The organism is Vibrio sp. AH4, from assembly GCF_030710545.1.
GTDB lineage: Bacteria > Pseudomonadota > Gammaproteobacteria > Enterobacterales > Vibrionaceae > Vibrio > Vibrio metoecus.
This window is the reverse complement of the sequence record NZ_JALAIV010000001.1, coordinates 1,084,748-1,110,574: the sequence shown is the minus strand read 5'-3', so window position 1 is coordinate 1,110,574 and position 25,827 is coordinate 1,084,748. Positions and strand designations below refer to the sequence as shown.

Below are 25,827 nucleotides of genomic sequence, written 5' to 3'. Positions count from 1 at the left end.
TTCACACTTAGATAATTGGTCTATTGTTTACTTACTGCGTCACCAGCACCACTCCCCATCACTGTTTTGAGGATATAAACAAAGTAGTTCTTTAAGGTCAGAGTCTCAATCATCTTTTTGTCAGTTTGAGCTAGGAGTTTCGGAGTCGACATATCAATATTTTGAATTTGAGCCAGTCCAGTGATCCCAGGAAGGACATCGTAAACTCCTAAAGCATCACGTTCGGCAATCAACTCATCTTGGTTAAAAAGGTTTGGCCGCGGTCCTACTAAACTCATTTCACCTTTCAAAACGTTAATGAGTTGGGGCAATTCGTCAAGCTTAGTTTTACGCAAAAAAGTTCCTAGCTTAGTAATGGAGCTCGCACTCGCCAGATGAGAAGCCACTGACTGAGTATTAACCGACATAGTACGAAACTTAACTAACCTAAATGGTTTTTTGTTACGCCCAACACGCTCCTGAACAAAAATTGGTGAGCCTGTATCAAAAAGACCGATGATGGTGACTACCAATAGCACAGGCCATAAAAACAACAGACCGAAAAAAGCAGCCAGAAAATCGAAGAGACGGATCATGATTTACCACTATTATTTTTTGAGCGAAGAAAAGCTTGCGCTGTTTGCTTAAAGCCTTGTTGTAAAGTTTTCGGGGGTGTCCAGCCAAGTGTTTGTTTGGTATGGGTAATATCAACCTGCAATGAACCGATTAGCCTATCTACCACCTCTAACTTATTAAATAGTTTACCCGCTAATTTGTAACACCAAACTGGGATAGGAAGCTGCCAAGACGGCTTACCTAGTGCGATAGCCATTTCTCGTACCATTTCAGAGGTGGAAACATCATGATCATCGGAAACCAGAAAAACTTGATTGGCTGCCTTGGGGTGGTCAATACAGGTGATGATTAAATCAACCAGATTATCGATAAAAACAAGGCTACGTTTGTTATGAGTAATACAGCCAAATGGCAGTGGAAGACCTTTAGTGACTAAGTTCATTAATGAAGCAAAGTTAGCTTTTACACCAGGGCCATAAACTAAAGTTGGACGGATAATAACCACCTCCATACCAGAATCTTTAGCGAGCGCTACTAGCTGTATCTCTGCTTCAGATTTAGATAATCCGTAATCGTCTTCAGGAGCATGATTATCCCCTGATTTAAATGGTATATCTGCTACTGTACCCTCTCCATTCACCTTTATACTACTGATAAAAATAAAACGCTTAACTCCCGAATCGCTCGCTTGCTTGGCTAAGTTAATAGTACCGGCACTGTTTACCTCTCGATAAAGTTCCAATGGCTCAGCTTCTTTGTCGTCCATAATATGGACACGTGCTGCACAGTGGATTACCACTTGGCATCCCTCCAATGCTTTCATGTAGTCATTATGACTATTAATTTCACCTTGAAAAAACGAGCAAGTCAGATGTTTATTCTCTATACCTCTATCTAGGAGTATAAGTGGTTGCTCTTTGACTCGCTCAACAATATGACTACCTAAAAAACCATTTGAACCTGTGATCAATATCATTTCAAAAGTAGCCCCATTGTTTTTTCAGGATATTTACTATGTACTAATAACCAAGAGCACGACAAGCCATTTTTACGACACGACTGGATGATTCCTTTATTGAGTAAAATGTTGGCTGAGATGCCAGAGGTACCAACTCCTTGTTCCCTCATTTTTACGACTTCTTCCTGCATATAATGGAAGGATGAATTCGGCACTGAAAATGCCATTATTAAATAATCAAAATCAGTTGCAATTTTAAAATTAAGACTATGGAAGCCACTTGATGTGTAATGTGGTGCTTTCTTGGTTAGCGTGAAATCGTAAAAAACAATAGCCAAATAGACACCATCAACAACAATATATTCAATATTTAGATATGTCTGCGGCTTACCCGAGTCAATCGTATCTTTTATCGTTTTCTCGGGGTTATAACAAACAGTAATTATAGATACTTTCATATTTAATTAGTACTACTTAGCAGTAAGTTCGAGCAATCGTACCTTTGCTATTTAATGAATAGCTGGACGTTGCCGCAGGAATAACCGCTGACTCTCCGGCTATCAAAATCACCCGACTCTGAGATGAGCAGAGCTCCACCGCCCCATCGATACACAATACAATTTCCGGTGATGAAACAGCAACATCTAACGTCCCATCGTGGATAATATCAAACTTAAAATCGTCTACAGGGATTGGATATACAGAACGCTGCCTATTTTGTGAAGGGTTTAATCTTAATTCACTCAACTTAATAGACTCAAACTTGGTATTGGTTAAAAGTGCCTGTACATCGATGTATTTTGGTGTTAATCCTGCACGCAACACATTGTCCGAGTTAGCCATCACCTCAACTCCTACCCCTTTCAAGTAGGCATGTGGTGTTTCGGCAAACAAAAACATCGCTTCACCAGGTTTTAGCTCGATAACATTGAGGAATAAAGGAGAAAAAAGGCCCACATCGCACGGATAGATTTTTGCAAGTTCAGCAATAAGCTTGAAGGCTTCGATAATCTCAGGAGGCTCTTCATTAGTCGGTTCAAAACTCAATAGCTCTTTCGCCGCAAAAGACTTTTGATTTTCATCCATTTGCATAATCGCGGCAAATAACTGCGCTAAAGTCTCCCGAGTCGGCATCACTAGAAATGGTGCTAATACTTCATTTAACGATGGTAATTCGGGTGTAGAAAATAGCAGATGGATCGTTTTCAGCTCACGAAAACCATTCATCGCCCAATAGGGGGTGATAGCATACAACAGTTCAGGTTTATGGTTTGCATCTTTGAAATTTCGCTCTGGTGCATCTAGTGCAATGCCTTGCTTGTTTTCGTGGTCAAACCCCAATCGCGCAGCTTGTTTGCTAGGATGAACCTGGATAGACAAAGGTTGGTCTGCAGCCAAGATTTTCACTAAAAAAGGCAGTTTGTCTTCATAGTCTCCACTTTTGTCACCCAACCATAAAACTGGATCCGAACTTATCGCATCCACTAGGGCACATTCTTTTTTATCAATCGTTAACGTTGAACTACCGTTTGGATGCGCCCCCATCCACAACTCCGCTTGCGGTAACTGTTGAGGATTCTCGATTGCGAATAGGTCAGAAAATGCTCTTGTGCAACCCCATTGAAAGTTTTTTATAGGATTATTTAATTTAAAAATCATCGTTCAGCTGCCACTCCCCACACACAACTATAAGGAAAGAAGTATAGCTGGAAAATGATCCAGCATACCGATAGAAATTAACAGAACGAATCGCTTTGTAGATGTTCTAAAGTCTGAACTACGATTTGATTTGCTTTTTCAATAGAATCCGATTCCGCATAGCAACGCAGTTCTGGGGCATTTCCCGAAGGACGCAAATGTACCACATCACCAGTTTTCAATATCATTCTTAAACCGTCGGTCGTATCGATACTCTCTACTACTGCCGCCTGAAAACCTAGAGCCTCAAGCAAGCAGCAGGGTTGTAAAGTCGCTTTAGCGATGATTTGATGGCTTTTTTCTGTCGCAAAGTTTTGAATGCGATCACTGGTAGTATAGCGGGGGGGCAATGCACTCACCATATCAGAGATCCTCATTTGCTTTGATTTAGCCAACAGCATCAAAGCAGGCAAAACCGCATCACGTGTAGGAAGTGCTTTTAAATTATGGCCATTGATCGTTATGTCGGAGCCTAAGATAAACCCTCCGTTTGCTTCAAAACCCGCGACGGTTTGGTAATTTGCCAATAATTCCTCAAACTCTGCAATCACATAGGGCGAGCCAATCTTGGTTTTCGAAACATTCTTAAACATTGCTGAACTTGTAATTACTGAGTTACAACTGACTGGTATCGCCAATGCGTCAATGCCCATTGCTTGCGCACAAAGTAGGCCTAGTATATCACCACGCAGCCATTCACCATTCTCATCTGCCACTAGCGGCCTATCACCATCTCCATCAGTTGAGAAAATAAAGTCAAGCTGGTTAGCCTTAGACCAAGCTCGCGCTTTAATCTTATCCGCTTCAGCAACAGCTTCAGTGTCAATTGGCACAAAATCATCGGTTCTTTCTAGGGAAATCACCTCTGCGCCGAGTGATTGAAATAGGCCTTGGTATATATCACGACCTGCACTTGAATGTTCATATATGCCAATGCGCTTACCTTTAAGCAGTTCAGTTTCAAACAGGCTTGTATAACGCTCAACATATTGCTCAGCCGCTCTTGAACTAGCTATCAAATTGGGTAGGATGATATCATTTTCAAAACTGACCTCTGCCGCCAAAATTGCCTGTTCGTCAATTTTAGTGATCTCGCCATCTGGACGATAAAATTTTAACCCATTACGCTCGAAGGGAATGTGACTACCGGTGACCATGATACATGGAATCTCATCTTGCATCGCTGAATAAGCAAGCGCCGGAGTGGGAATGACACCATAGTAGATGGCTTCTAAGCCCTGCGCCTGAATCGCTGCAATACATGCTTGAGCCATAACAGGGCTACTTGGCCGATTGTCAATCGCTATAGCTACTTGCTTGAATGCAAATCGGCCTGAAAGCCCATGTAAAAAGGCATAAACAAAAGCCGCACACACATCGGGATTAAACTGAGTAACCAATCCACGTGCACCACTGGTGCCAAACTGCACACCCGATTCAGCAATGACCTCTCTTGTATTTAACATCACCATGGTTTTAGTACCCCACTCCATACTCTTCTAGACGTACAATGTCATCTTCTTGCAGATAACTGCCTGAGCGAACTTCAATTAAATGCAAATCAACCTTACCTGGGTTTGCAATACGGTGTGCAGACCCCAGTGGAATGTAAGTCGATTGACTTTCGCTGATTAAATAGCTTTTATCACCATTGGTCACTTTGGCGGTCCCTTGTACAACAACCCAGTGCTCAGCTCGATGATGATGCATTTGCAGAGCCGTTTGCTCCCCTGGTTTGACCAGTACATGTTTAACGTGGAAACGCTTGCCTTCGGCTATTTCATCGTGCGATCCCCAAGGACGATAAACTTCACGATGCTGTTCACTCTCGCGGCGATTTTGAGCTTTTAACTGATTTACAATATTTTTGACATCTTGCACTTTGTCTTTATTAGCGACCAATACCGCATCTTTGGTTTCTATAATCACCAGATTCTCGACCCCAACTGTCGCGACCAATTTATTTTGTGCATAGATATAACTGTTACTGGTTTGGTCGTGTATCACATCGCCAACCAGTGTATTACCTACGTGATCTTTTTTAGACACTTCCCATAAAGCACTAAATGACCCCACATCACTCCAACCAGCATCCATTGGCACCACAAGGGCATCTAGAGTTTTTTCCATCACCGCATAATCAATGGAATCATCGGGACATTCAGCAAACTTATCTTCAGCCACTCGAATAAAATCAAGATCAGCTCTTGCTCCTTGCATCGCTAATTCACAGGCTTGCAAGATATCAGGGCGATGTGCTTTTAGCTCAACTAAATAGCGTGATGCTTTAAATAAGAACATACCGCTATTCCAGTAATACTCACCTGAAGCAAGATACTGCTCAGCAGTGACAAGGTTAGGTTTTTCCACAAATTGAGCAACGCGGTATGCGGTTTTTCCTACTCGTTCACCTTGCTTAATGTAGCCATAACCGGTTTCTGCCGTTGTTGGAACAATTCCAAAGGTAACCAACATACCTTGTTGAGCATGAGGGATGGCCGCTTGTACGGCTTGAGTAAAAACTAAAGAGTTTTGGATTACATGATCAGCGGCTAACACTAACAAAAGCGGATCGCCACCACATTTAGTTGCTTGTAGGGCAGCTAAAGCTATCGCTGGCGCAGTATTACGGCCAATAGGCTCAAGAATAATTCCTCCATGCTTTAAATTTTGCTGACGCAGCTGTTCGGCGACGATGAAACGATGTTCTTGGTTACAAATTAACAACGGCGCTTGGTGCTCAAGACCTTCAAGACGCAGCAATGTTTCTTGCAACATAGTTTTATCGCTCATCAAGCTGATAAATTGTTTAGGGTATAAACTGCGTGAAAGCGGCCAAAGGCGGCTACCTGAGCCCCCCGCCATAATTACAGGTAATAACATGACAGTTACCTACTTTTATTTATAATCATCGGGAAAATACGCTTTGGCAGGCAAGGCCTGAGCATAGGTTAACAATATGTTAATCACCAAGCAAAACCCGCTCACGGAATTCAGCATTCAAAACGTATTTCAACTTCCGCATTTTCAAGATGCCTTTCATCTCGACAACTTGATAAACTTCATGCACATATGCCTTATTCGCGACAGTTTTTCCACCACATGGCGTATACAATTTCGCTCTTATCTCCATTCATCACCGCATCTAACAACCAGCGATCCAAGTCTAGCACTCCAACAATACGCGTATTGTGGCTCATCATTCAATGAGATAGTTACTGAATTTTCTAAACCATGTCAAACTCTCTTCGCCGAAAGCCTCAATATCACCCCGAGTATTCATTCCGAATAATAAATTTAGAACATCACTTCGAAGAAGTTATAGATGTTTTTATTTCATGACAGATTCCACTCAATATAAAAAATACTCATTAAATTTTATATAATTCATATTAATATTTTATATCTTGCGATAAACACTAAAAGCTTACGCCTAGAACGCTAGACCGTTCTATTTATAAAATAGGAGCAATATTGCGTCAATAAAATGTATGAACCCTGATAACAATATCGAGTAATTTAGAAAATTTAGGTAATAAACAAAGACACTATCGTTCTAGTAACTTATCATATATCTCAATATATGAAAGACTCATTCTTCGATATTCAAAAAAATCCAAAGCCCTACGATGGCAACTTTTGCTCATATTATCATAATCAGTACAATTAATTAACCTTATCATGGCATGACTCAAAGCATCGCTATCTTCTGGGGGGATAACATAACCAGTCTCATTATTCTTATTAACATAAGACGTTCCTGTAGAGATATCACATGAAATAACAGGGACACCTAAATATAAAGCCTCTATAATTGATACCCCAAACGCTTCAGTTCTTAAATGTGATGGAAAAACCAAGCCCTTACAGTTAGATAACAAAGCTATTTTTTCATTATCAGACACGAAACCAGCAAACTTAACATTCACAAGGTTATGCTGTGCTACGTATTGCTTGAGTTTTATCTCTTCAGGACCACTACCGGCAATAACAACAGGTAAATGATTATCTTTAGCGGCTTCCAATAAATAATCCAGCCCCTTATAATAACGAAGGACTCCCAAAAAAAGAAAAAAATCCTTTCCGTATTCTTGGGTTATATTAAGCATTACATCTTTGTCAACTGAGTCATAATCATCAAAGTTAATTCCTAACGGAATCACCTCTACTTTGTCTATATATTTTTGAAGATTATTACTAGATTCGAAATAATTCTGACTTGTCGCGATAATTTTCTTTGATTTTGATAATGTATATTTTTCTAATGGTTTATACATTATGCCTAACAATTTTTGCCGAAGAATATCAGAGTGATAAGTCACTACAATCGGCTTATTCGTCAAAAATGAAACAAAATCTCCGGAAGGCCAAGGGTAATGTAAATTTATAATATCTGCCCAATCAGACAGTTTTTTAAATTCTTTATAAAAAGAGAACGAAAAACAATTTGATTTTATAGAAAAATTCCTCTTGCATAAATGAATCTGAGTACCTTCGAACTCAAATGCATCATCAACATCAGAAAGAGATAATATTTTTACATTATGTCCTAGCTCAATAGCCCCTTTTGATAAATACCTCATAACTTGTTCAACGCCACCGTTGGTAACTGGGTAACAAGTTCTGTATACATGTAATATATTCAAAAAAACCTCTACTTTTATATATAAGCCAACGGAAAAATCATGAAAATTCCGCATAAGATCAGGATAGATCGTTAGTTCAACCTGTTTCTTAAAGTTTTATGCCCAAGATTGGGTGGAAAGTGCGTCAATAGCATACATTGACTCTATAGATTTACGTCTACAAGGCACAATCAAACCTTAACGGTCCAACTGGCTAAATTTTAAGTAACAAAAACTATCCGGCTGAAGGAGGATCGCTCTTCTTAGTTATTCTCGGATTTCCACACTTATAATTATAGTCAATATCATATAAATCTTTAATAGAAACATGTTTAAAATCATATATAATATATTTCTTAGATGTACCGATGAGTAAATCCATTTCAACTTTTCCAGATAGAACACTTCCAGATAAAACATTCACATTATTTTCCACATGAGCCCCTGGATTAAGAGTGACACGTGAACCTAAATAGACGCCATCACCAATAATGATTTCTTTAATGTTTATATACCTAGTTTCGCCTAAATCTTGATGTATGAAACCATGAGTCCAAAACTGAGAATTACGGCCTCCAATAACACAATTAAAACCGATATCAATGGAAGATGACAGATCAAAATAATGACCAGATGTAATTTTACTTAACTTGCCAAGGTTAAATTTTGTAGCTGATTGAACAACCCTTTCACCACCATTTTTAAACTGACAAAAGTTTGAAATTACAGCACCTTTTTTCAAATTAAGATCAAAAAATCCATTTAGTATATTAAATCTTCCGATTTCCGCCTTGTCTTCTAAATAAACCACGCCCCTTATCAAATACATGCTAAAGGAGGATATTTTTGATTTTTCACCTAAATGGAGTTTTGTTTTCCAAAGAATACAAAAACCGACATGAGAGGATTTATGCAGTTCATGACCAAGTAAGTTAAGAAGATAAATCTTCAACTTACAGCTTGGAAAAAAACAGGAAAATAATAGGGATAAAAAGGATCTCATTTTTTAAGGTACTCCATCTTAAGCTCGGAATAAAGTACTAAAGATATATTTTCTATATTTTCCACAGATACACTATAATCACTAAAAATGGGATCGGAAATCAAACCAACATGCGAATTCCCATCGAGATTGCTCATTAATGACTCTTTAGAATAAATAGGCACGGATAATTTAATTTCAGAACCATCTAAATAGCTCACATTTGGGTAACCCAATAGCTTAGAGGATTTTTCCGTTATTACAGATTTTCCTGCTAATACAGCTTCAATACCGATAGTACCAGTTACAGTATATATTGTTTCAATTTTATCAAAGATATCATCCATAGCGATACTACTAGAAATAGCATGTACATTATCAAGAGAAGAGATCAAAGAGACTAAGTCACTTGATAACTCATATTTTGACTTAGGATTCGGCTTTATCAACACAATCTTACCAGGAGGCAAAGATTCTACCAGACGCTTTAGATTTATGGTTTGATCATTATAAGGATACCCCCACACATCAATATTTGATTCTGGTTGCATTTGTAAAGGGTATAAAACTGTATTTTCCCAGTCGATATTTTCACAGTCTTTTAGGCTAATTCTCTCTAACTTTTTTTGATTAATTAAATTTTCAATAGTAATAACAAATTTTTTAAAAGGTGATGGTGTATTATATCGTTCACCCTCCAACCAAGACAATAAAGAGAAAATTTTATTATATACAAGCCTAGACTTGAGCATTATATTTCTTAGTCCTTTCTGCCTTTTCATGTAATCTGGAGTTTTATTTCGACAAACAACATCTTCAATCATTTGATAATGATAATTTTCCACCATGCAATCACGATAATTTAATACATCTAAGGTTCCATTCACATAAAGTGAAAACTTTCCTACTGGGTAACGGCATGTAGATGGTGTTATATATTTAACTCCGAGCTCTTTACAAACCTCTATCGTAATTAACTCATGAAATAATGTGGACTCACCAATTACAAAGTTTGGCTTGAATTTACTAATATAACTCTTAATAGACTGATAGTAATAATAATAATGACTAGTTCCGCTCTCAAAAGCGTATACTCCTCTGTCCATTTGAGCTAACTTTTTAAAAAAATCGCTATTACAATTAAAGTTTAATTGCGAACTTTCAGGATAGTTAATAACAAAACAATCTTCATCTTTGGGTCTGAATTTTTTATTTTGCACTATCCAAGACACTAAAATGTCATCGTGGTCTCTTCGTAGTTTTCTTACAATTTCAGACCAAAAAAAAGTCTTAAATCTATTTTCAATAAACAACAATCGCACAACAATACCTCGAATTAAAAACGCTTATTATTAAAATAAAGATAAGCACTAGACATTACCATCCATGTATATGCCACTATTAATGAATAAAGTATATTTTCAATCATATTAAAAGGAAGTAAATGCTTTAACATAAAAATAAAAAATACAAATACCAACACCGATGAAGCATGTGAATAAAAAATAAATCTATTCAAATCGATAGAATAAAGTAAGTAGTGAATAAATATCGCCATACAATATAGGACTATTATTGGATATAAAAAACTCAATATCCATAGGTACGATAAATATTCTTCTTTTCCCAATAAATGTAGCAGTGGCTGAGTAAATATATAAAACCCTAAGACTGTAGTGACTATAAAGAAAAATGTATGTAGTGCTGATTTTTTCAGAACCTGATTGTAGCTATAATAATCTAGAGCATTGAATGATTTCAGAAGCTTTGGGTATGAAAAAGATATGACCAATGGTTCGAGAAAACTCAATGCGCTGACCATTAGTGTGATGTAGAATATATATACACCAACAATTTCTAGACTAGAATAGCTCCCCAATATATATCTATCTAAAAAAAACAGGGACTTGAAAGAAACTCCAGCACATAGTATTAATATTGACTTCCTTAGACCTGAACCCAAATATTCAAAATTAACTGAGGATAATTTAAAGCTAATTTTAACTTGATGATTAAGAAGGTAAATTGATAGCATAAGTGTGCAAACACTAGCTGAAAGCCAAAAAACAAACAAGTCATGCAAATTATAGTCATCCACTATTAGAATATAAATAACATAACATAACACCCAAAGCCCACTTCGGGTAAATAGTAAAATACTCGCTATCATCTGCTCTTCAAAATATATTAAATATCTTGATATTTCTTGATTTAAGTGCTCACTAACTAACAATAAAAAAATAAATATGGTTGTTATAGAATAATCACCACTACCGTTAGTGTATATCCATAAAAATGCAAACACGTACATAATTGCATGCAATATCAGTTGATTTGATAATACATTTTCAAAACTTCCGCCTTTGCTTAATTCACTTTGTGAAAACGTATAAAAATCCAACCCGATGATTAAAACCAAAATATTGACCAACGCTAAAATTAATCCGTACTCACCTACGTCTTTCACAGAAAAATATTTAGCCAACAACATCATTAAGAACAATTTACTGGTCATAGACACTATTCTTAATGATGCAATAATAGCTCTTTTCATCTAAAAAACCTAATACAAGAAATAAAGTAAATTACATATATCAATGAAATCTGGATCAAACCTAACCCACCATACAAATAGTTTTCTATTGGTGATAATGCCACAATAATAAGAAATATATAATTTATTACAGAGATTTTCTTAAGAAAGATGACTGCCATAGTATTAATAAAAGACAACAATGCTACTATAATTATGCTTTTAATAACTCCATGGTCATAAAATAAGGAAGCGAAAAGTGTTTGATACACACCTGACCTGATATTATTTTCTAATATCAGGCTTTCATAATATGATTTGTCACACAGAGATACACTACAAAACTCCACGATTAGGTATGCTGGTTGGCTTTCACCGAATCCTACAGCATTATTTATTAGAAATGCTAATTCAGAAATAGAGTGCGACAAATAGTGAAAAAGAAACAGTAACGGATATAAAAATGATACATAACTATCCATTATATCAAGTACATTTGGCGAAACTGATAAAACTTGGGTAGATATAGTATTTTCTATGTGTATGCGCCAATCAAAATCACCAATGAGACGCTGAGATGTTGTATAATGGAACATATACAAAAAAGCCAATATCAACAATGACATTGATATCAGCAATTTAAAGCTTATCTTGTATCTTCCATCCCATGAAATGGCATATAATAATAATATAAAGACAGGTACATTTCTTGTTCCTACAAATATCATATCTATAAGCAAGAAAGAAAATATAATTGTGTAAACGAAAAATATAATCTTACGATCTATAGCTTTTATTTTTTCTCGAGCGGATGTTAAAAAAAGGATAGCCGCAGGATAGAAGAATATGCTCAAATAACTGTATATACCACCTCCTCCAGCACTTTCCCTAGCATCTATAAGGCCTGATGATATCCAAGTACTTATATAACCATAACGACTGATGCATTTTCCTATCGTGGCAACCAATAGTATAATTATGACAACTTCAATTCTTGGACTATATATATCAATATTATTTCCAGTAATATTAATTGCCATTTTTATAAAGAAGTAATTTGAAAAAACAAATGTGTTAATTAAAAACAAAACCATATACATATTCTCAACATATTCCGTAAATATGCTAAGATATAATAGCTGCACTACAAATAGTATCACTGAGAAAGTAATAAGTCTATTGAGTACTACTTGTCCTCGATTTCTCATTATATATAAAACTTCTTAGATAATAGAGCCTTCCTATATTCTCTCTCTTTTTCTATTTCAAGATCATGTTTTTCCCTTTCAAATTCAGATATAAATTTAATTAGTCCTTCAATGCTATATGCAAACACTACGGTATTGAAGCTATATATTTCATTCAAAGAATCAGCTGTTTCTTGTAAAATATTGTTCGCATGATCCGTATCTGAAAACCTCGGAATTATAATTAATGCATCAGATAAGAGTGCTTCGTAGAATGAAAGTGAATTGAATGATATAACAATGTCTGTTTTCTTTAAAAAATCTAACACGTTCCCATCAACAAATTTCACCTCACTATTTTTTCTATCAATTTTATTTTTATAGTTATTTGCTTGATTTATATTTTTGAACTTCGCAAATATTTCATATTTATGACTAATTTCACTTAATGATAAGAGTATATGACTAAATGTTAAGGGAGCCAAGTAATCATAACCAGGGAATGTCAAATAAAGAACCTTTATCTTACCCGTTTTAATTTTTCTTTCTGTAAACTCTTTCTTGATATTTAATAGCCTTGGCATTACTAGTTTTTTAGGGCCGTTAGCTTCTAACGTGAATGGTAATAATATGTTGAATGATGATGGACCATAAACATACAATTCATCAAACTTAAAGTTATGCTTAACATCCCTGTAGATATTAATACTAACCTCCTCAACATAGGGGATAGTATAATTTTCATGAAAATAAGCTATGTACTTTGTTTTATAACCAAATATTTCCCTTGAGCAAAATATCGAGACCTCAAAATAGTCCACACCTCCAAATATCAAATTCAGTTCGTTGCTCTTAGTCAAATTAATCCAATACTTAACTAGTCTTTCTAATCTTTCATGTAATATTTCTTGATAACCTAAACTAATAACCTGTTCTAAGTATAAATCTGGAATGATTAACCGAAGCAATCTTCTTATTAAGTTCATATCTAGGACAACAGGTTTCACATCAGTTACTTCTGATGTAAATATATTGATATCATGTTTAAAAGTTCCGCGAGAGAAATAAACATCTGTTCGTTTCTCACTATTTACTTTTCTAAATTTAATTCTAAAATAAAGTAGAATTATTGTTTGGAAAATCCAATTTTTCACAACTTAGCTCTCTAAATATTCAAGTGTTAAAGCTGTACCTTTTTTTAAACTTCGAGTTACTTTCTTTCCTATCACGTCATCATAGAACTTAGGTGGTAAACCAAAACCAGGTCTTATACTTCGTACATTATCAGCAGTCAGTACTTCTCCTGCTTGAATATCTTTTACTATGTACAATGAACGGCGGAACTTAACATTTCCTTTTTCAGCTTCCGCTCTTTCATAATTGACTTGTCCCATTGCTTGCCAAGCCGTTTTCGTATCATTGCACAGTGCAGTTAGCTCATGAGGCTCAAGAGAAAAACTGTCATCCGCACCACCACCATTGCGATCCATAGTGACATGTTTCTCTATTATGCATGCTCCTAATGTCACTGAAGCTACTGCCGTAGCGTTATCTATTGTATGGTCGGAAAGGCCAGATAATACTTTAAAGCGCTCAGAAATATCGGCTATTGTCCTTAAATTATATTGTTCAGCAGGTGCTGGATAACCACTCACACAATGCAGGACAACTAATTCTTTACATCCATTCTCTCGTGCAGTTTTAACTGCTTCTGCAATTTCTTCCTCATTTGCCATTCCTGTTGAAATAATCATCGGTTTCCCAGTTTGAGCGACACGCTTTATCAAAGGTAAATCAATTACTTCAAAAGAAGCTATCTTGTAAGCTGGAGCCTCTAAGGACTCCAATAAATCAACCGCGGTAAAATCAAAAGGAGAACTAAAAATAGTGATCCCAAGTTCTTTCGCTTTTTCAAATAATGGCTTATGCCATTCCCACGGCATATGTGCTCCCTTATAAAGCTCATATAGCGTTTGTCCATCCCATAAGCCACCATGAATTTGAAACTCCTCAGAGTCACAATCCATCGTGATAGTTTCATGGGTATACGTTTGTAATTTGATTGCATCTGCGCCCGCTTTTTTCGCTTCTTCCATAATTTGGAAAGCACGGTTTATATCACCATTATGATTAGCGGAAAGCTCTGCAATAATATATGGTGGATGATCCGGTCCGATCTTTCGGCCGTCAATAGTTATGTATGGCTTCATTTTCGCCTCACTCAATTGGTTGTCGGATATAATTTTCTTCATCAACTTGTTGATAACGAGCTTTTTTGAATAGTCGTTGAGATGCTACATTTGCTTTCAATACCGTTGCATGCAATGTGACATCCGGATGAATCGCATCTATTGCATTTAGTGCTTGGAATGCAATTCCCTTCCCATAACTATTAGGATCGACAAATATAGAAACAAGGTAATGTCCAGATTTCATTCTATCTAAACGTACGGCGCCGACTTTACTTCTATCTGCTCTATTGATGAGCATGTAAAAATAATCAGACGTGGATTGTAGCTTTTTCAACATCCAAGCCTGGTGCTCATTCCATTTTGGTACATTGGGTGTAAGCGCATACTTTCTAGTATCTGGATGACTTTGCCATTCATATACCAGTGCGATATCGTCTTGAGAAGCATATTGCAAAGATACTCCCTCGCGCTTTTTGCTAACTAAATGCTCGATTTCAAAAGCAACTCGGCGAGCTCCTCGTCCATCACAGAGAGCAAGATTAGCCTCTTTAAATTGAGACCATTCTTCGAGCACTTTCATAAAAGCACTATGCAACGTCGATGGAATATCTTTGATATCAACATGGACAGCTGCATCATGTTTAACAAGTTGCTCACAAATAAGTTGTTGGTTTTCGGCAAGAGGGACAATTATATTTGGCAACCCAAGACAAGCCCTCTCCCAACTTGTGCTTCCAGGCGCTCCGATAGCAATATCATGCTCTAGCATTAAACTTGCCATATCAAAGACAAATTCTTGATGTCGAACGTTAGGGCGCGTTAAACACCATTCATTAACCTGCTGAAAATGAGGCGCTCTAGGGGACAACAAAACGGTAAAGTCGGCATTAACATGACAACAAAGACTCTCTAAAACTCTTAGTGTCGCGTTCGGAGCATCAACCCCCCCCATAGAGACAAGAACTCTGAGGGATGCATCAGATAGTTGCCTTGTAAGAGCTACTTCTCGCTTATTTGAGAAATCCGCTCTCAGCAACGCATATTCACTGCCGACGAGAACCTCTGTATTGGACGAAGCGTAATCAGCCTCACTTCGCTCTAAAGTTTGATCTAAAACTAAATTAGCTCTATGACATCTTCCTAAATCATCGATAGCAAGCAAGAAACAATTTAATGCTGCAACGATTTGCCCTTGCCATTCAGCACCAATAGCGTAGTGGTCCGTCACAACAAGATCGGCAGACTTAACCACAGATAAGAAGTCTTGTGCATCTTCCATTACGCTCTTTTGAAGCCAAGCTTCATAATCAGCGTCATGCTGTGGTTCGATTATACGCTGGGGTTTAGCAAGGGTGATAACATTGAAGCCACGCTCACGAATAAACGTTCGCATATCTCCTTTTAGTGGAGAACAAGCAAAGTCGATTTGGTGCCCTTTTTTACCTAAAGCGTCGGCAAGGACTAAGCAGCGCATAACATGACCACTGCCAATCAATAGAGAGGCATCGACCCTAAAAATAACCTTCATTGCCCATCCTATCTATTACTTTGCAAGCTTTAGCACTGAAAATAAGGACTCTGCGAACTCCCAATCTTCATGAGTATCAATATCTTGAACTCGGTTGCGAGGTAAAAGTACAGCCTTAGAGTGAGGAGAAAAAAGGGAAAGTTTTGCTAAAAATGCACTAGTTTTTCCCCAATAAAATTGTCCAGCATCATGATACGCTTCTTCAAGATCTTGCGATCTTACTTGTTCATTTTCAGGCGTAAACATTGAAACTGCTCCCTCTTTATCAAGTTTAATGGCACGCTGAATTGGGAAAGGAAATGACGTTGCACTAAAGGCAAATTGCACACTAGGGTCTCGTAACAAAGCATAACCTTGCTGTAAGTCCTCTGGCGATACAAATGGTGCCGTTGCATATAAACAGCAAACGACTTCAACATCCCAGCCTTCATTTTGACACCAATGAATAGCATGAGCCATTACATCCATTGTTGTCGCATAGTCATTGGAGATATCTGCAGGACGTAAAAAGGGCACTTCGGCACCATAGGCTACAGCCACTGCTTCAATCTCTGCATCATCAGTTGAAACAATCACTTTATCAAAGCAGCCGGAGGCAAGGGCCGCTTCAATGGAATAGGCGATCATTGGTTTACCATGAAATGCTTTGATATTTTTTCTCGGTATACGCTTACTACCGCCTCGTGCGGGAATGATTGCAATTTTCACAGCTTAGCTTCTCACATTTATACCATGTGCCTTCAAATAGGCTTTAGCTTCATTCGGTGTTTGTTCAGTAAAGTGGTACATCGCAGCAGAAGCCAATGCATCAATTCCACACTTTTCGAACGCAACTTTCATATCGTTATAATCTTTTGCTCCGCCAGCACCTATAACAGGTATATCAACCAAATTAACCGCATACTCCAGCAAATCATGATCATATCCACCCAGCGTACCATCTCGCTCGATACTGGTAACAAGTAACTCACCAGCACCATTAGCTTGAGCTAGCTTTGCAGCATCTGCTAAAGTGATTCCAGCTTGATTTTTGCCAGAATGAGTAAAAATTTCATACTCACCATCAATTTTCTTCACATCAAGAGATACAATTATGCACTGATTACCAAATACTTGAGAGGCTTCTTGTATTAATGATGGATTTTCTATCGCAGCTGTATTCAAAACAACTTTGTCAGCTCCCGCTAAAAGCACTTTGCGGATATGTTCAACAGACTTAATCCCCCCACCAACAGCTAAAGGCATAAAACACTCATCAGCAATATCATGAATTAACTGATAATCAGGCTCTCGACCTTCTTCTGTTGCTTTAATATCGAAGAGAACTAACTCGTCGACGTTTCGCATATTATAGATCTTGACTGTTTGAATAACAGAACCTGTTCTACGCCAAGAATTAAACGCTTCTCCCTTCACTAATCCAAAATCAGAATAAAGCATGGTTGGAATTATGCGACGTTTTAGCATAATCAAAGCTCCAAAAAGTTTTTTAATAGTCGAAGGCCTGCTTGTTGACTTTTTTCTGGATGAAATTGTGTTCCGAACACGTTGCCTTTTCCAACAACACAGTTAAAGGTTACTCCATGTGAAGAAGTCGCAATAACATTGTTCGAATCAACACCACTAAAGTGATAACTATGGACAAAATAGAAGTCCGTCCCTGTTGCAATTCCATTAAATAGAACCGAGTTACCATCATGTTGAACACTATTCCAACCCACATGTGGTATACGTATTTCCTTATCTTTGGACTCCATACGTATCACTTCACCAGCAATAAGGTCTAGCCCTTTTGACTCTCCGTGCTCGAAACCAAGTGTCGACAAAATTTGCATACCCAAGCAAATGCCGAGAATAGGTATATCATCAATAGCAGATTCAACGATAGCTTGATCTAAGCCTCTACTTCTTATTTCCTGCATAGCTTTTGAAAAAGAACCGACTCCAGGTAACAAGATTTTATCGGCCATCATAATGTCATCAGCTTTTTTGGCAATGACAGGTTCATAACCACAAACTGATATGGCTCGAACTACCGAGCCAATATTTCCCATACCGTAATCAACAACTGCAATCGTCATAAACGTCCTAGTTATCGTAATTAAGCTTGATTAGGTTACCTTGAGTATCTCTAATTAAGTTGCCCTTTCTGTCAGTTTTGAATAATTTCTTATTCGTAAACTTATCGCAGATCTCATCAAACTCTTCTTTTGACAAATCGATTTCTTCCAATACGCTCTCTAATGATCGATTTAAATACACTGAAGGGTAGGCACCATCGTTATGTTTTAGAAAATCAACGATATCTTTGCGTGCCAGTCGTCCACGGCGAATATGGTTATTGGCTTGATCTGTAGCACGGCCAAAACCATATTTAATGTACTTAAAGTAATCATGTATACGGTGATAATAATTATCTAAGTTTTCGTAATTAACTAAACTGCCTTCCGTAGGAGTAGGATAACTCTCAAAACCATATGCTTGGGCTAGCAAAGTATTGTTATAACCATCCCAAGGGAAATAATATCCGAGGAATATACCAGTGACACCGACTCGTTTAAGATCTTCATCTGAAGGATAAAAATACGGGATTAGATCTTTTCTGGTTATGTCATCTTGGCCAATAAGGTCTGAAACACGCATACCGAGCATCCCCCCAAACTCTTCTAACCAACGACGATCTAATACGTTGTTTTCAGCTGCCGCCGCAGGGCCACCGTATTCATGCTGTGAGTTTTCACCCCATACGATTAAAGGAATATTTTTTTCAACTGCAACCTGAATTGGGATCGTGAAGATTGTAACGTGTTCAGCCCATTGAATATCACCGACTTCTCGTAGTGCCAAGCGAGATAGCTTTCTTCTTACCTTTGGATTTGGAGTGACGTTGACATGATCAACACCAAGACGCTTTAAGTTTTCTAAATTTCGTCGACCAAGATCGGAAAGTGAATCTGTTTCTGCAGTAACACAAAGCGGATTTAGCCCAGCTTGCAATACTTTAATCACTTGATAAGTACTATCCTTGCCACCACTTACTGGAATAATGCAATCATAGTTTGAACCATCAATAGATTTATAACGCTCCGTTATTTCCAAGAATTCTTTGTTACGTGCAACCCAATCAATGTCTGTTCTATTTTCGAAATTGATACAAGCGCTACATTTACCTTCTTCATTGAACCACAGATCTGGTTTAGTTTCAGGATACATACATGAAGTACAATACTTAATTTTTTTCATAATAACTTTTTTACATTGCTGTTTAGAATATTAGTTAGAACCCAAACGACTTCATCTTGCTGTTTTTCAGTCATAGCATGAAACATCGGTAAGGAAATCGCTTCTCTGTAATATTGTTCAGACTCAGGAAAATCTCCTTCTCTGAAGCCCATTTTTTGATAATAAGGTTGAATATGGACAGGTATGTAATGCAAATTCACTCCAATCCCCTTATCTCTCAAAGCATCAAACACTTCTTTGTGTGTCAAAGATAGCTTATCTAACTGCAAACGGATCACATAAAGGTGAAGACCAGAGTAAGTATTCTCTAATTGATATGGTAATATTACAGGGAGTGACTTCAATAAGTCATTGTAGCGATCTGCAAGGTGATGGCGAGCTTTAATAAAGTCGTTTAATCGCTTCATCTGAGAAATACCCAGTGCCGCTTGAAGCTCTGTCATGCGATAGTTAAAGCCTAAATCGATCTGTTGATAATACCAAGCACCGTGACTTTCACCTTCCATTCGTTCAGGATCACGGGTAATACCATGACTACGAAGCAAAGCCATCTTATCTGCTAATGCTGTGCTATTGGTCACAACGGCACCACCTTCGGCTGTTGTGACAATTTTTACTGGGTGAAAGCTAAAAACGGTGATATCTGAATATTCACAGCTTCCAATGGGCTTGTCATGATATTGACCTCCTATAGCATGAGAGGCATCTTCAATCACTTTAAACCCATACTCTTCAGCTAGAATAGCAATAGCTCTCATATCACACGGCTGGCCACATAAGTGGACTGGTACAACAATTTTAGGAAGTGTACCATTGACTTTCGCTTGGATGAGCTTTTCTTCCAACTTTTGGGGGCAAAGGTTGTACGTCGCGGCATCAATATCCACAAAGTCAACTTTCGCCCCGCAGTACACCCCGCTGTTTGCTGAAGCCACAAAGGTAATTGGCGACGTCCATAACCAATCCCCCTCACCTAATCCTAATGCTAAACAAGCAATATGAAGTGCTGAAGTGGCACTATTTACCACTAATGCATGCTGAGCTCCAGTTTGGTTTACTAATGCTTGTTCAAACTCAGGAACTTTAGGCCCTTGTGTCAGAAAATCTGATTTTAATACTTCCACAACCGCATCAATATCTTGCTGGTTGATATCTTGCTTACCGTAAGGGATCACTGCTACTCTCACACTGTAAAATTAGGATCAATATTGGTTTTAATCAGTTCACGTAAGCTTTCAACGCTTTCCCATTCAGTATTGGTACCCGAATTGTATTTAAAGCCAAACGGTACTTTCTGTGCCTTATGATGTTTTAAATATTCATCTTCACTATAAGTAAAAGAAACTGATGGTAAAATTGCATAATACTTACCAAGGTCGATGGTATTAAGTGAATCGGTATCGGTGATCATCTCTTCATGAATTTTTTCACCAGGGCGAACTCCCACGACTTTAGTTTCGCACTCTGGCGCAATCGCGGTGGCAATATCCATGATGCGATATGAAGGAATTTTAGGCACAAAAATCTCGCCGCCTAGGTGGTTTTCAAGGGCATACATCACCATGTTTACCCCATCTTGCAGTGAAATATTAAAGCGGGTCATATCTTCATGGGTAATAGGCAACACACCTTCAGTACGTTTTTTCAAGAAGAATGGGATCACAGAACCACGTGACCCCATCACGTTACCGTAACGCACGACGCTAAAACGGATTTTTTTCGAACCCTTAATATTATTAGCCGCTGTAAACAATTTATCCGAAGCTAATTTTGTCGCGCCATACAGGTTGATGGGAGCACACGCTTTATCGGTTGAAAGTGCCACAACATCTTTTACACCACACTGAAGTGCTGCCTGGATCACATTTTCAGCACCATCAATGTTAGTGCGTATACATTCAGTTGGATTGTATTCAGCAGTATCCACTTGTTTGATTGCGGCAGCGTGAATGATCACATCAACCCCTTCGCAAGCTTGGATCATACGGCTACGGTCACGAACATCACCAATAAAGAAGCGAAGTTGAGGATATTCGTAATGTGGATATTTTTGTTTTAGCTCAAACTGTTTTAGCTCATCACGCGAAAAGATAATAATTTTCTCTACTTGCGGGTATTGATTCAAAATCGTTTTGATAAATTGCTTGCCGAACGATCCAGTTCCGCCCGTAATGAGTACTACTTTATTATTTAACATATAACTTTCACTCTTTGTGTTTATCCGGCCGATCAATAAATAGTCAACCTAAAATGATTTATTTTTTTAAGTTTGCTTTAAGACAAATACTTTACCGATAACATTTAAGGTAGTCAGTAAACTTTTTTTGAGACAAAAGCTGAATTTTTCCATTTTTGACACACTAAAAACTAACTATCTAATTGTAAAAAAAGGATTTTACTTGCAACTCTCCAAATGGAAAGCCGCAACGTTTAGGCTTTAGGCGCAGGGTTTTCCAATAATCCTGACCGGAAGGCACCGCACAGATTGCTAACAAAATGACATCCGTTAACTTGTGTTCAACTTTACTTTTGGGATGATAATCTGGAATGCTATCCAATTTGCCTATGGATGCATAAAAAACACTTAAAATAATCGTCAAATTGATCATCGGTTAATTGTTTGTTGTGTGATAACGTTATCCATCGGAACAAGAAAACTGTGAGCCATACAACCAAAGGCGGCCATATCTAAATTTTGCTCTACTAACTCTTCTATGTTGGCTAGTACATCATCAGAACCGGATATGGTTGTAAGATTCTAGAATCCTAAAGTTTAGGCTCTTTTTCTCTTCTCAACGCAAACCTCACCAGCACCATCGCCACACCCAGCATTCCGCCAAGTAAGGTGCTGATCACCACAATCAAAGCGCGCTTTGGTTTATCTCTAGTTAGTGGTTGTTTCGGTTGGTCTAAATAATAAAAACCATTGACCAACCACTTAGTATCTGCACTCAGTGCGTCAAAATCTAATTGGCTCAACTTGCTTTGTAAAATCGCCAGTTTTGGCTCAAACACACTCAGATCTTTGATTGATTTTAAAGCGTCCACTTTTGCTTTTAAGGCGCGGCTGCCAATGTTTATCGCGAAAATCTCTTGTTCACCTAAATTTTGTACTGGCTGCTTAATATCTGCCGCCTCAGCAATGGTTAACGCATATTGAGAACGCTCTAACTCAACCTGTAAACGTAATTGTGCCTGCTGAAGTAAGCTCTGCTCTTGCTGTATAAGTTCAACATGTTTAGCCGCCAATGTGCTAACTAAATCTTCATTCAGTTTTTGATTGAGGTTTTGATTAACAAACTCAGTATAGTCATTGAGCAAAGCGAAGCTGCTGGCTTTGTCTACAGATTGAAAGCTTAAGGTGAATGTGTCGCTATTTTTTTTATCTACGGCTGAAGCTTGAATACGCCCAAACCACTGCTCGTATAAATTCTGGATGCTCTCCGGCTCATCCGTTTGTGTAAGCCACCGCTTTTGCAACGTTAAAAAAGTAGGGTTAGTTTGCATAAAGCGACGTTTGGTGCCGTTAGCATTAAAGGTTTGAATAAATTGCTGAAAGATTAGCTTAGGGTCAATCAAGCTATTTAATGCATTACTGACAATTATGGTGCCATCTTCTTGGTACAAATCAAACACAGGCTGATAACGTTTCACGGCCTGTTGATAGGAAGTAACATTTTGTAGATGTGGTTGGCTCACAGTTGCTTTTGCACTCCACCATTCTTGGGCGGTTAATGCATAGCTTATGGCACCCACACTAAAAAACAATGTGGTCATAATGATTAGCCACTTCCCTTGCCATAGGGCTGCAAAAAGCTCTTTTAAATCAATCTCATCATTCGCCGGATAGGCGTAATGTGGGTATTGTGGCGGCTGAATGGGAGAGGTATTAGCTAATGAACTCACTGATTGCTCCTGCAGTATAGAAGTACAAATTTTTGACACGCTACCGCCCTTAGGTCTCGCTCCTAATAGCGTTATACACTATATAATTTTTCACGAAGTCTAAACCAAAACCCTTTACAGGGCGAGCCTTCAAAAGGCAGAGCTTAGATTTTGTGATTACAGTAAGAAAATGGCGGGCTATAATGCGTGCAACTGTTCGCATCTATAGGAATTCATAATGATTATCGTAACTGGCGGAGCTGGCATGATTGGCAGCAACATTATCAAAGCACTTAATGAGCGCGGTATCTCTGACATTCTGGTCGTCGATCATCTTAAAAATGGTCGTAAGTTCAAAAACTTGGTTGACCTGCAGATCGCTGATTATATGGATCGAGATGACTTCCTAGCTCAGATCATGGCGGGTGATGATTTTGGCCCAATTGATGCTATTTTCCATGAAGGGGCTTGCTCTGCGACCACAGAATGGGATGGCAAATATGTCATGCTCAACAACTATGAATACTCTAAAGAGCTGCTGCACTACTGTTTAGATCGTGAAATTCCCTTCCTGTATGCCTCTTCAGCAGCCACTTATGGTGAAACCGATACCTTTATTGAAGAACCGCAATACGAAGGCGCACTCAACGTTTACGGTTACTCGAAACAGCAATTTGATAATTATGTACGCCGCCTATGGCTAGATGCAAAACAACACGGTGAAACCTTATCGCAAATTACTGGTTTTCGTTACTTCAACGTATACGGCCCTCGTGAGCAGCATAAAGGCTCGATGGCTTCGGTTGCCTTTCATTTGAACAATCAAATGAACGCGGGTGAAAATCCGAAACTGTTTGCCGGTAGTGAGCACTTCAAACGTGATTTCGTGTATGTCGGCGATGTCGCTGCGGTCAATTTATGGTTTTTAGATAACGGTGTATCCGGTATTTTTAACTGCGGTACAGGTAAAGCGGAGTCGTTCAACGAGGTGGCGAAAGCGGTAATCGCTTTCCATGGTCGTGGCGAAGTGGAAACCATTCCATTCCCAGAGCACCTAAAAGGTGCTTACCAAGAGTTTACCGAGGCAGACCTCACCAAACTTCGTGCTGCTGGCTGTGATGTACAGTTCAAGACTGTAGCTGAAGGCGTCGCTGATTATATGACTTTAATTAACCACAAATAATCATTTCCCTCCTACCTTCCCCTTCCTAGGGGAAGGATAAAAGAGAAGAGAGACCTCTATGAAAATCGCTGTAGCAGGTACGGGCTATGTCGGTCTGTCCAACGCATTACTCCTAGCCCAAAACAATGAAGTGGTGGCCCTCGATATAAACTCAGAAAAAATCGAGATGCTTAATCGTGGTCAATCTCCAATTGTTGATAAGGAAATTGAGCTGTTTCTCCACGAAAAAGAACTCAATTTTACTGCGACAACAGATAAAGTAACTGCCTACCAAGGCGCTAGCTTTGTGATTATTGCGACTCCAACGGATTACGATCCCAACACTAACTATTTTAATACCGCATCTGTTGAAGCCGTTATCCGTGACGTTATGGCTACTAATCCCAATGCAATCATGGTTATAAAGTCAACAATTCCCGTTGGCCATACTGAAAAACTTAAGCGAGAGCTAAATTGCGACAATATTATTTTCTCTCCAGAATTTTTACGTGAGGGAAAAGCATTACACGATAACTTGTATCCATCTCGTATTATTGTGGGTGAGCAAAGCGAACGTGCACGAACTTTTGCAAAGTTACTCGTTCAAGGTGCCATGAAAAAAGACATTCCTGTCTTATTTACAAATTCCACAGAAGCAGAAGCAGTTAAACTGTTTTCGAACACCTATCTTGCCATGCGTGTTGCCTATTTCAATGAACTCGATTCTTACGCTGAAGTCCATGGCTTAGATAGCCGGCAGATAATTGAGGGCGTTGGACTAGATCCTCGTATTGGTAATCACTATAACAACCCGTCTTTTGGCTACGGTGGCTACTGCTTACCCAAAGACACCAAACAGTTGCTCGCAAACTATCAAGATGTGCCGAATAACATCATCGGTGCGATTGTCGATGCAAATAGTACACGTAAAGATTTCATTGCAGACTCTATCATTAAACGTCAACCTAAAGTCGTTGGTATTTATCGTTTAATTATGAAATCGGGTTCAGATAATTTCCGAGCGTCCTCAATTCAAGGGATCATGAAGCGCTTAAAAGCCAAAGGGATTGAAGTTATTGTGTATGAACCAATACTTACTGAGCCGCTCTTTTTTAACTCACGGATTGTTAATGACCTCGAAGAGTTCAAAACATCTTCTGATGTGATTGTCTCTAATCGAATGACCGAGGTATTAGAAGACGTCATAGAGAAAGTTTATACTCGTGACCTTTTTGGTTCTGATTAATCTCAGTCATGGCAATAAAAATAAACGTTAATA

23 protein-coding genes and 1 pseudogene are annotated in these 25,827 nt (G+C 38.2%); 2 read left to right on the top strand and 22 right to left on the bottom strand.

Annotated features, from left to right (window positions below; all coding sequences use genetic code 11):
• Nucleotides 1–20: 20 nt before the first annotated feature.
• The 22 genes and pseudogenes from MKA69_RS05270 to MKA69_RS05170 all read right to left on the bottom strand — a co-directional run bounded on the left by MKA69_RS05270 (nt 21) and on the right by MKA69_RS05170 (nt 23,407).
• Nucleotides 21–575: a sugar transferase gene (locus MKA69_RS05270; protein ID WP_305847641.1), complete on the bottom strand. Its 555-nt coding sequence runs from the start codon at nt 573–575 to the stop codon at nt 21–23.
• Complete coding sequence (locus tag MKA69_RS05265) at nt 572–1,531, bottom strand: SDR family oxidoreductase (RefSeq protein WP_305847640.1); 960 nt, start codon at nt 1,529–1,531, stop codon at nt 572–574. Before MKA69_RS05265 ends, MKA69_RS05270 begins: the two co-directional genes overlap by 4 nt.
• Nucleotides 1,528–1,971, bottom strand: coding sequence for a glycosyltransferase (locus MKA69_RS05260; RefSeq protein WP_305847639.1), 444 nt, complete (start codon nt 1,969–1,971; stop codon nt 1,528–1,530). The genes MKA69_RS05265 and MKA69_RS05260 overlap by 4 nt, the downstream gene beginning before the upstream one ends.
• Before the next feature lie 16 nt (nt 1,972–1,987).
• Nucleotides 1,988–3,172, bottom strand: coding sequence for a mannose-6-phosphate isomerase, class I (manA, locus tag MKA69_RS05255; protein ID WP_305847638.1), 1,185 nt, complete (start codon nt 3,170–3,172; stop codon nt 1,988–1,990).
• A gap of 77 nt (nt 3,173–3,249) precedes the next feature.
• Entirely contained in the window at nt 3,250–4,677 is a 1,428-nt protein-coding gene (locus tag MKA69_RS05250; RefSeq protein WP_305848226.1) for a phosphomannomutase, read from the bottom strand.
• Nucleotides 4,678–4,687: 10 nt separating this feature from the next.
• A complete protein-coding gene (locus MKA69_RS05245) occupies nt 4,688–6,094 on the bottom strand; it encodes a mannose-1-phosphate guanylyltransferase/mannose-6-phosphate isomerase (RefSeq protein WP_305847637.1) in 1,407 nt (468 codons plus the stop codon).
• 665 nt (nt 6,095–6,759) lie between these two features.
• Nucleotides 6,760–7,857: a glycosyltransferase gene (locus MKA69_RS05240; protein ID WP_305847636.1), complete on the bottom strand. Its 1,098-nt coding sequence runs from the start codon at nt 7,855–7,857 to the stop codon at nt 6,760–6,762.
• Between the two features lie 214 nt (nt 7,858–8,071).
• Nucleotides 8,072–8,788, bottom strand: coding sequence for a hypothetical protein (locus tag MKA69_RS05235; RefSeq protein WP_305847635.1), 717 nt, complete (start codon nt 8,786–8,788; stop codon nt 8,072–8,074).
• A gap of 47 nt (nt 8,789–8,835) precedes the next feature.
• A complete protein-coding gene (locus MKA69_RS05230) occupies nt 8,836–10,050 on the bottom strand; it encodes a hypothetical protein (protein ID WP_305847634.1) in 1,215 nt (404 codons plus the stop codon).
• Between the two features lie 104 nt (nt 10,051–10,154).
• Complete coding sequence (locus tag MKA69_RS05225) at nt 10,155–11,372, bottom strand: hypothetical protein (RefSeq protein WP_305847633.1); 1,218 nt, start codon at nt 11,370–11,372, stop codon at nt 10,155–10,157.
• The gene (locus MKA69_RS05220) at nt 11,369–12,445 is read right to left on the bottom strand and encodes a hypothetical protein (protein WP_305847632.1); all 1,077 of its coding nucleotides are present in this window, start codon (nt 12,443–12,445) and stop codon (nt 11,369–11,371) included. The genes MKA69_RS05225 and MKA69_RS05220 overlap by 4 nt, the downstream gene beginning before the upstream one ends.
• Nucleotides 12,446–12,558: 113 nt before the next feature.
• Complete coding sequence (locus MKA69_RS05215; RefSeq protein ID WP_305847631.1) at nt 12,559–13,692, bottom strand: hypothetical protein; 1,134 nt, start codon at nt 13,690–13,692, stop codon at nt 12,559–12,561.
• A 3-nt stretch (nt 13,693–13,695) separates the two neighbouring features.
• Nucleotides 13,696–14,748, bottom strand: coding sequence for a pseudaminic acid synthase (pseI, locus tag MKA69_RS05210; RefSeq protein WP_305847630.1), 1,053 nt, complete (start codon nt 14,746–14,748; stop codon nt 13,696–13,698).
• Nucleotides 14,749–14,755: 7 nt separating this feature from the next.
• A complete protein-coding gene (gene pseG / locus MKA69_RS05205) occupies nt 14,756–16,258 on the bottom strand; it encodes a UDP-2,4-diacetamido-2,4,6-trideoxy-beta-L-altropyranose hydrolase (RefSeq protein ID WP_305847629.1) in 1,503 nt (500 codons plus the stop codon).
• A 15-nt stretch (nt 16,259–16,273) separates the two neighbouring features.
• Complete coding sequence (gene pseF / locus MKA69_RS05200) at nt 16,274–16,966, bottom strand: pseudaminic acid cytidylyltransferase (RefSeq protein WP_305847628.1); 693 nt, start codon at nt 16,964–16,966, stop codon at nt 16,274–16,276.
• A 3-nt stretch (nt 16,967–16,969) separates the two neighbouring features.
• On the bottom strand, nt 16,970–17,725 hold the full coding sequence (gene hisF, locus MKA69_RS05195) for an imidazole glycerol phosphate synthase subunit HisF (protein ID WP_305847627.1): 756 nt from the start codon (nt 17,723–17,725) through the stop codon (nt 16,970–16,972).
• 2 nt (nt 17,726–17,727) lie between these two features.
• On the bottom strand, nt 17,728–18,339 hold the full coding sequence (gene hisH, locus MKA69_RS05190) for an imidazole glycerol phosphate synthase subunit HisH (protein ID WP_305847626.1): 612 nt from the start codon (nt 18,337–18,339) through the stop codon (nt 17,728–17,730).
• Between the two features lie 7 nt (nt 18,340–18,346).
• Nucleotides 18,347–19,501, bottom strand: a complete 1,155-nt coding sequence (locus MKA69_RS05185) for an N-acetyl sugar amidotransferase (protein ID WP_305847625.1) — start codon at nt 19,499–19,501, stop codon at nt 18,347–18,349.
• Nucleotides 19,498–20,688, bottom strand: coding sequence for a UDP-4-amino-4,6-dideoxy-N-acetyl-beta-L-altrosamine transaminase (pseC, locus tag MKA69_RS05180; protein ID WP_305847624.1), 1,191 nt, complete (start codon nt 20,686–20,688; stop codon nt 19,498–19,500). The genes MKA69_RS05185 and pseC overlap by 4 nt, the downstream gene beginning before the upstream one ends.
• Nucleotides 20,685–21,698, bottom strand: coding sequence for a UDP-N-acetylglucosamine 4,6-dehydratase (inverting) (pseB, locus tag MKA69_RS05175; protein WP_305847623.1), 1,014 nt, complete (start codon nt 21,696–21,698; stop codon nt 20,685–20,687). Before pseB ends, pseC begins: the two co-directional genes overlap by 4 nt.
• 256 nt (nt 21,699–21,954) lie before the next feature.
• Nucleotides 21,955–22,110 (bottom strand): annotated as a pseudogene (locus MKA69_RS18190) (transposase family protein); the annotation flags it as partial.
• 157 nt (nt 22,111–22,267) lie between these two features.
• A complete protein-coding gene (locus MKA69_RS05170) occupies nt 22,268–23,407 on the bottom strand; it encodes an LPS O-antigen chain length determinant protein WzzB (RefSeq protein WP_305847622.1) in 1,140 nt (379 codons plus the stop codon).
• 217 nt (nt 23,408–23,624) lie between these two features.
• Between MKA69_RS05170 and rfaD the strand changes: the two genes are divergently transcribed.
• Both rfaD and MKA69_RS05160 read left to right on the top strand, forming a co-directional pair.
• On the top strand, nt 23,625–24,569 hold the full coding sequence (gene rfaD, locus MKA69_RS05165) for an ADP-glyceromanno-heptose 6-epimerase (protein WP_258463030.1): 945 nt from the start codon (nt 23,625–23,627) through the stop codon (nt 24,567–24,569).
• 58 nt (nt 24,570–24,627) lie between these two features.
• Nucleotides 24,628–25,794 carry a nucleotide sugar dehydrogenase gene (locus MKA69_RS05160; RefSeq protein WP_258463031.1) on the top strand — a complete coding sequence of 389 codons (1,167 nt, stop codon included), beginning with the start codon at nt 24,628–24,630 and terminating at the stop codon, nt 25,792–25,794.
• Nucleotides 25,795–25,827: the final 33 nt, after the last annotated feature.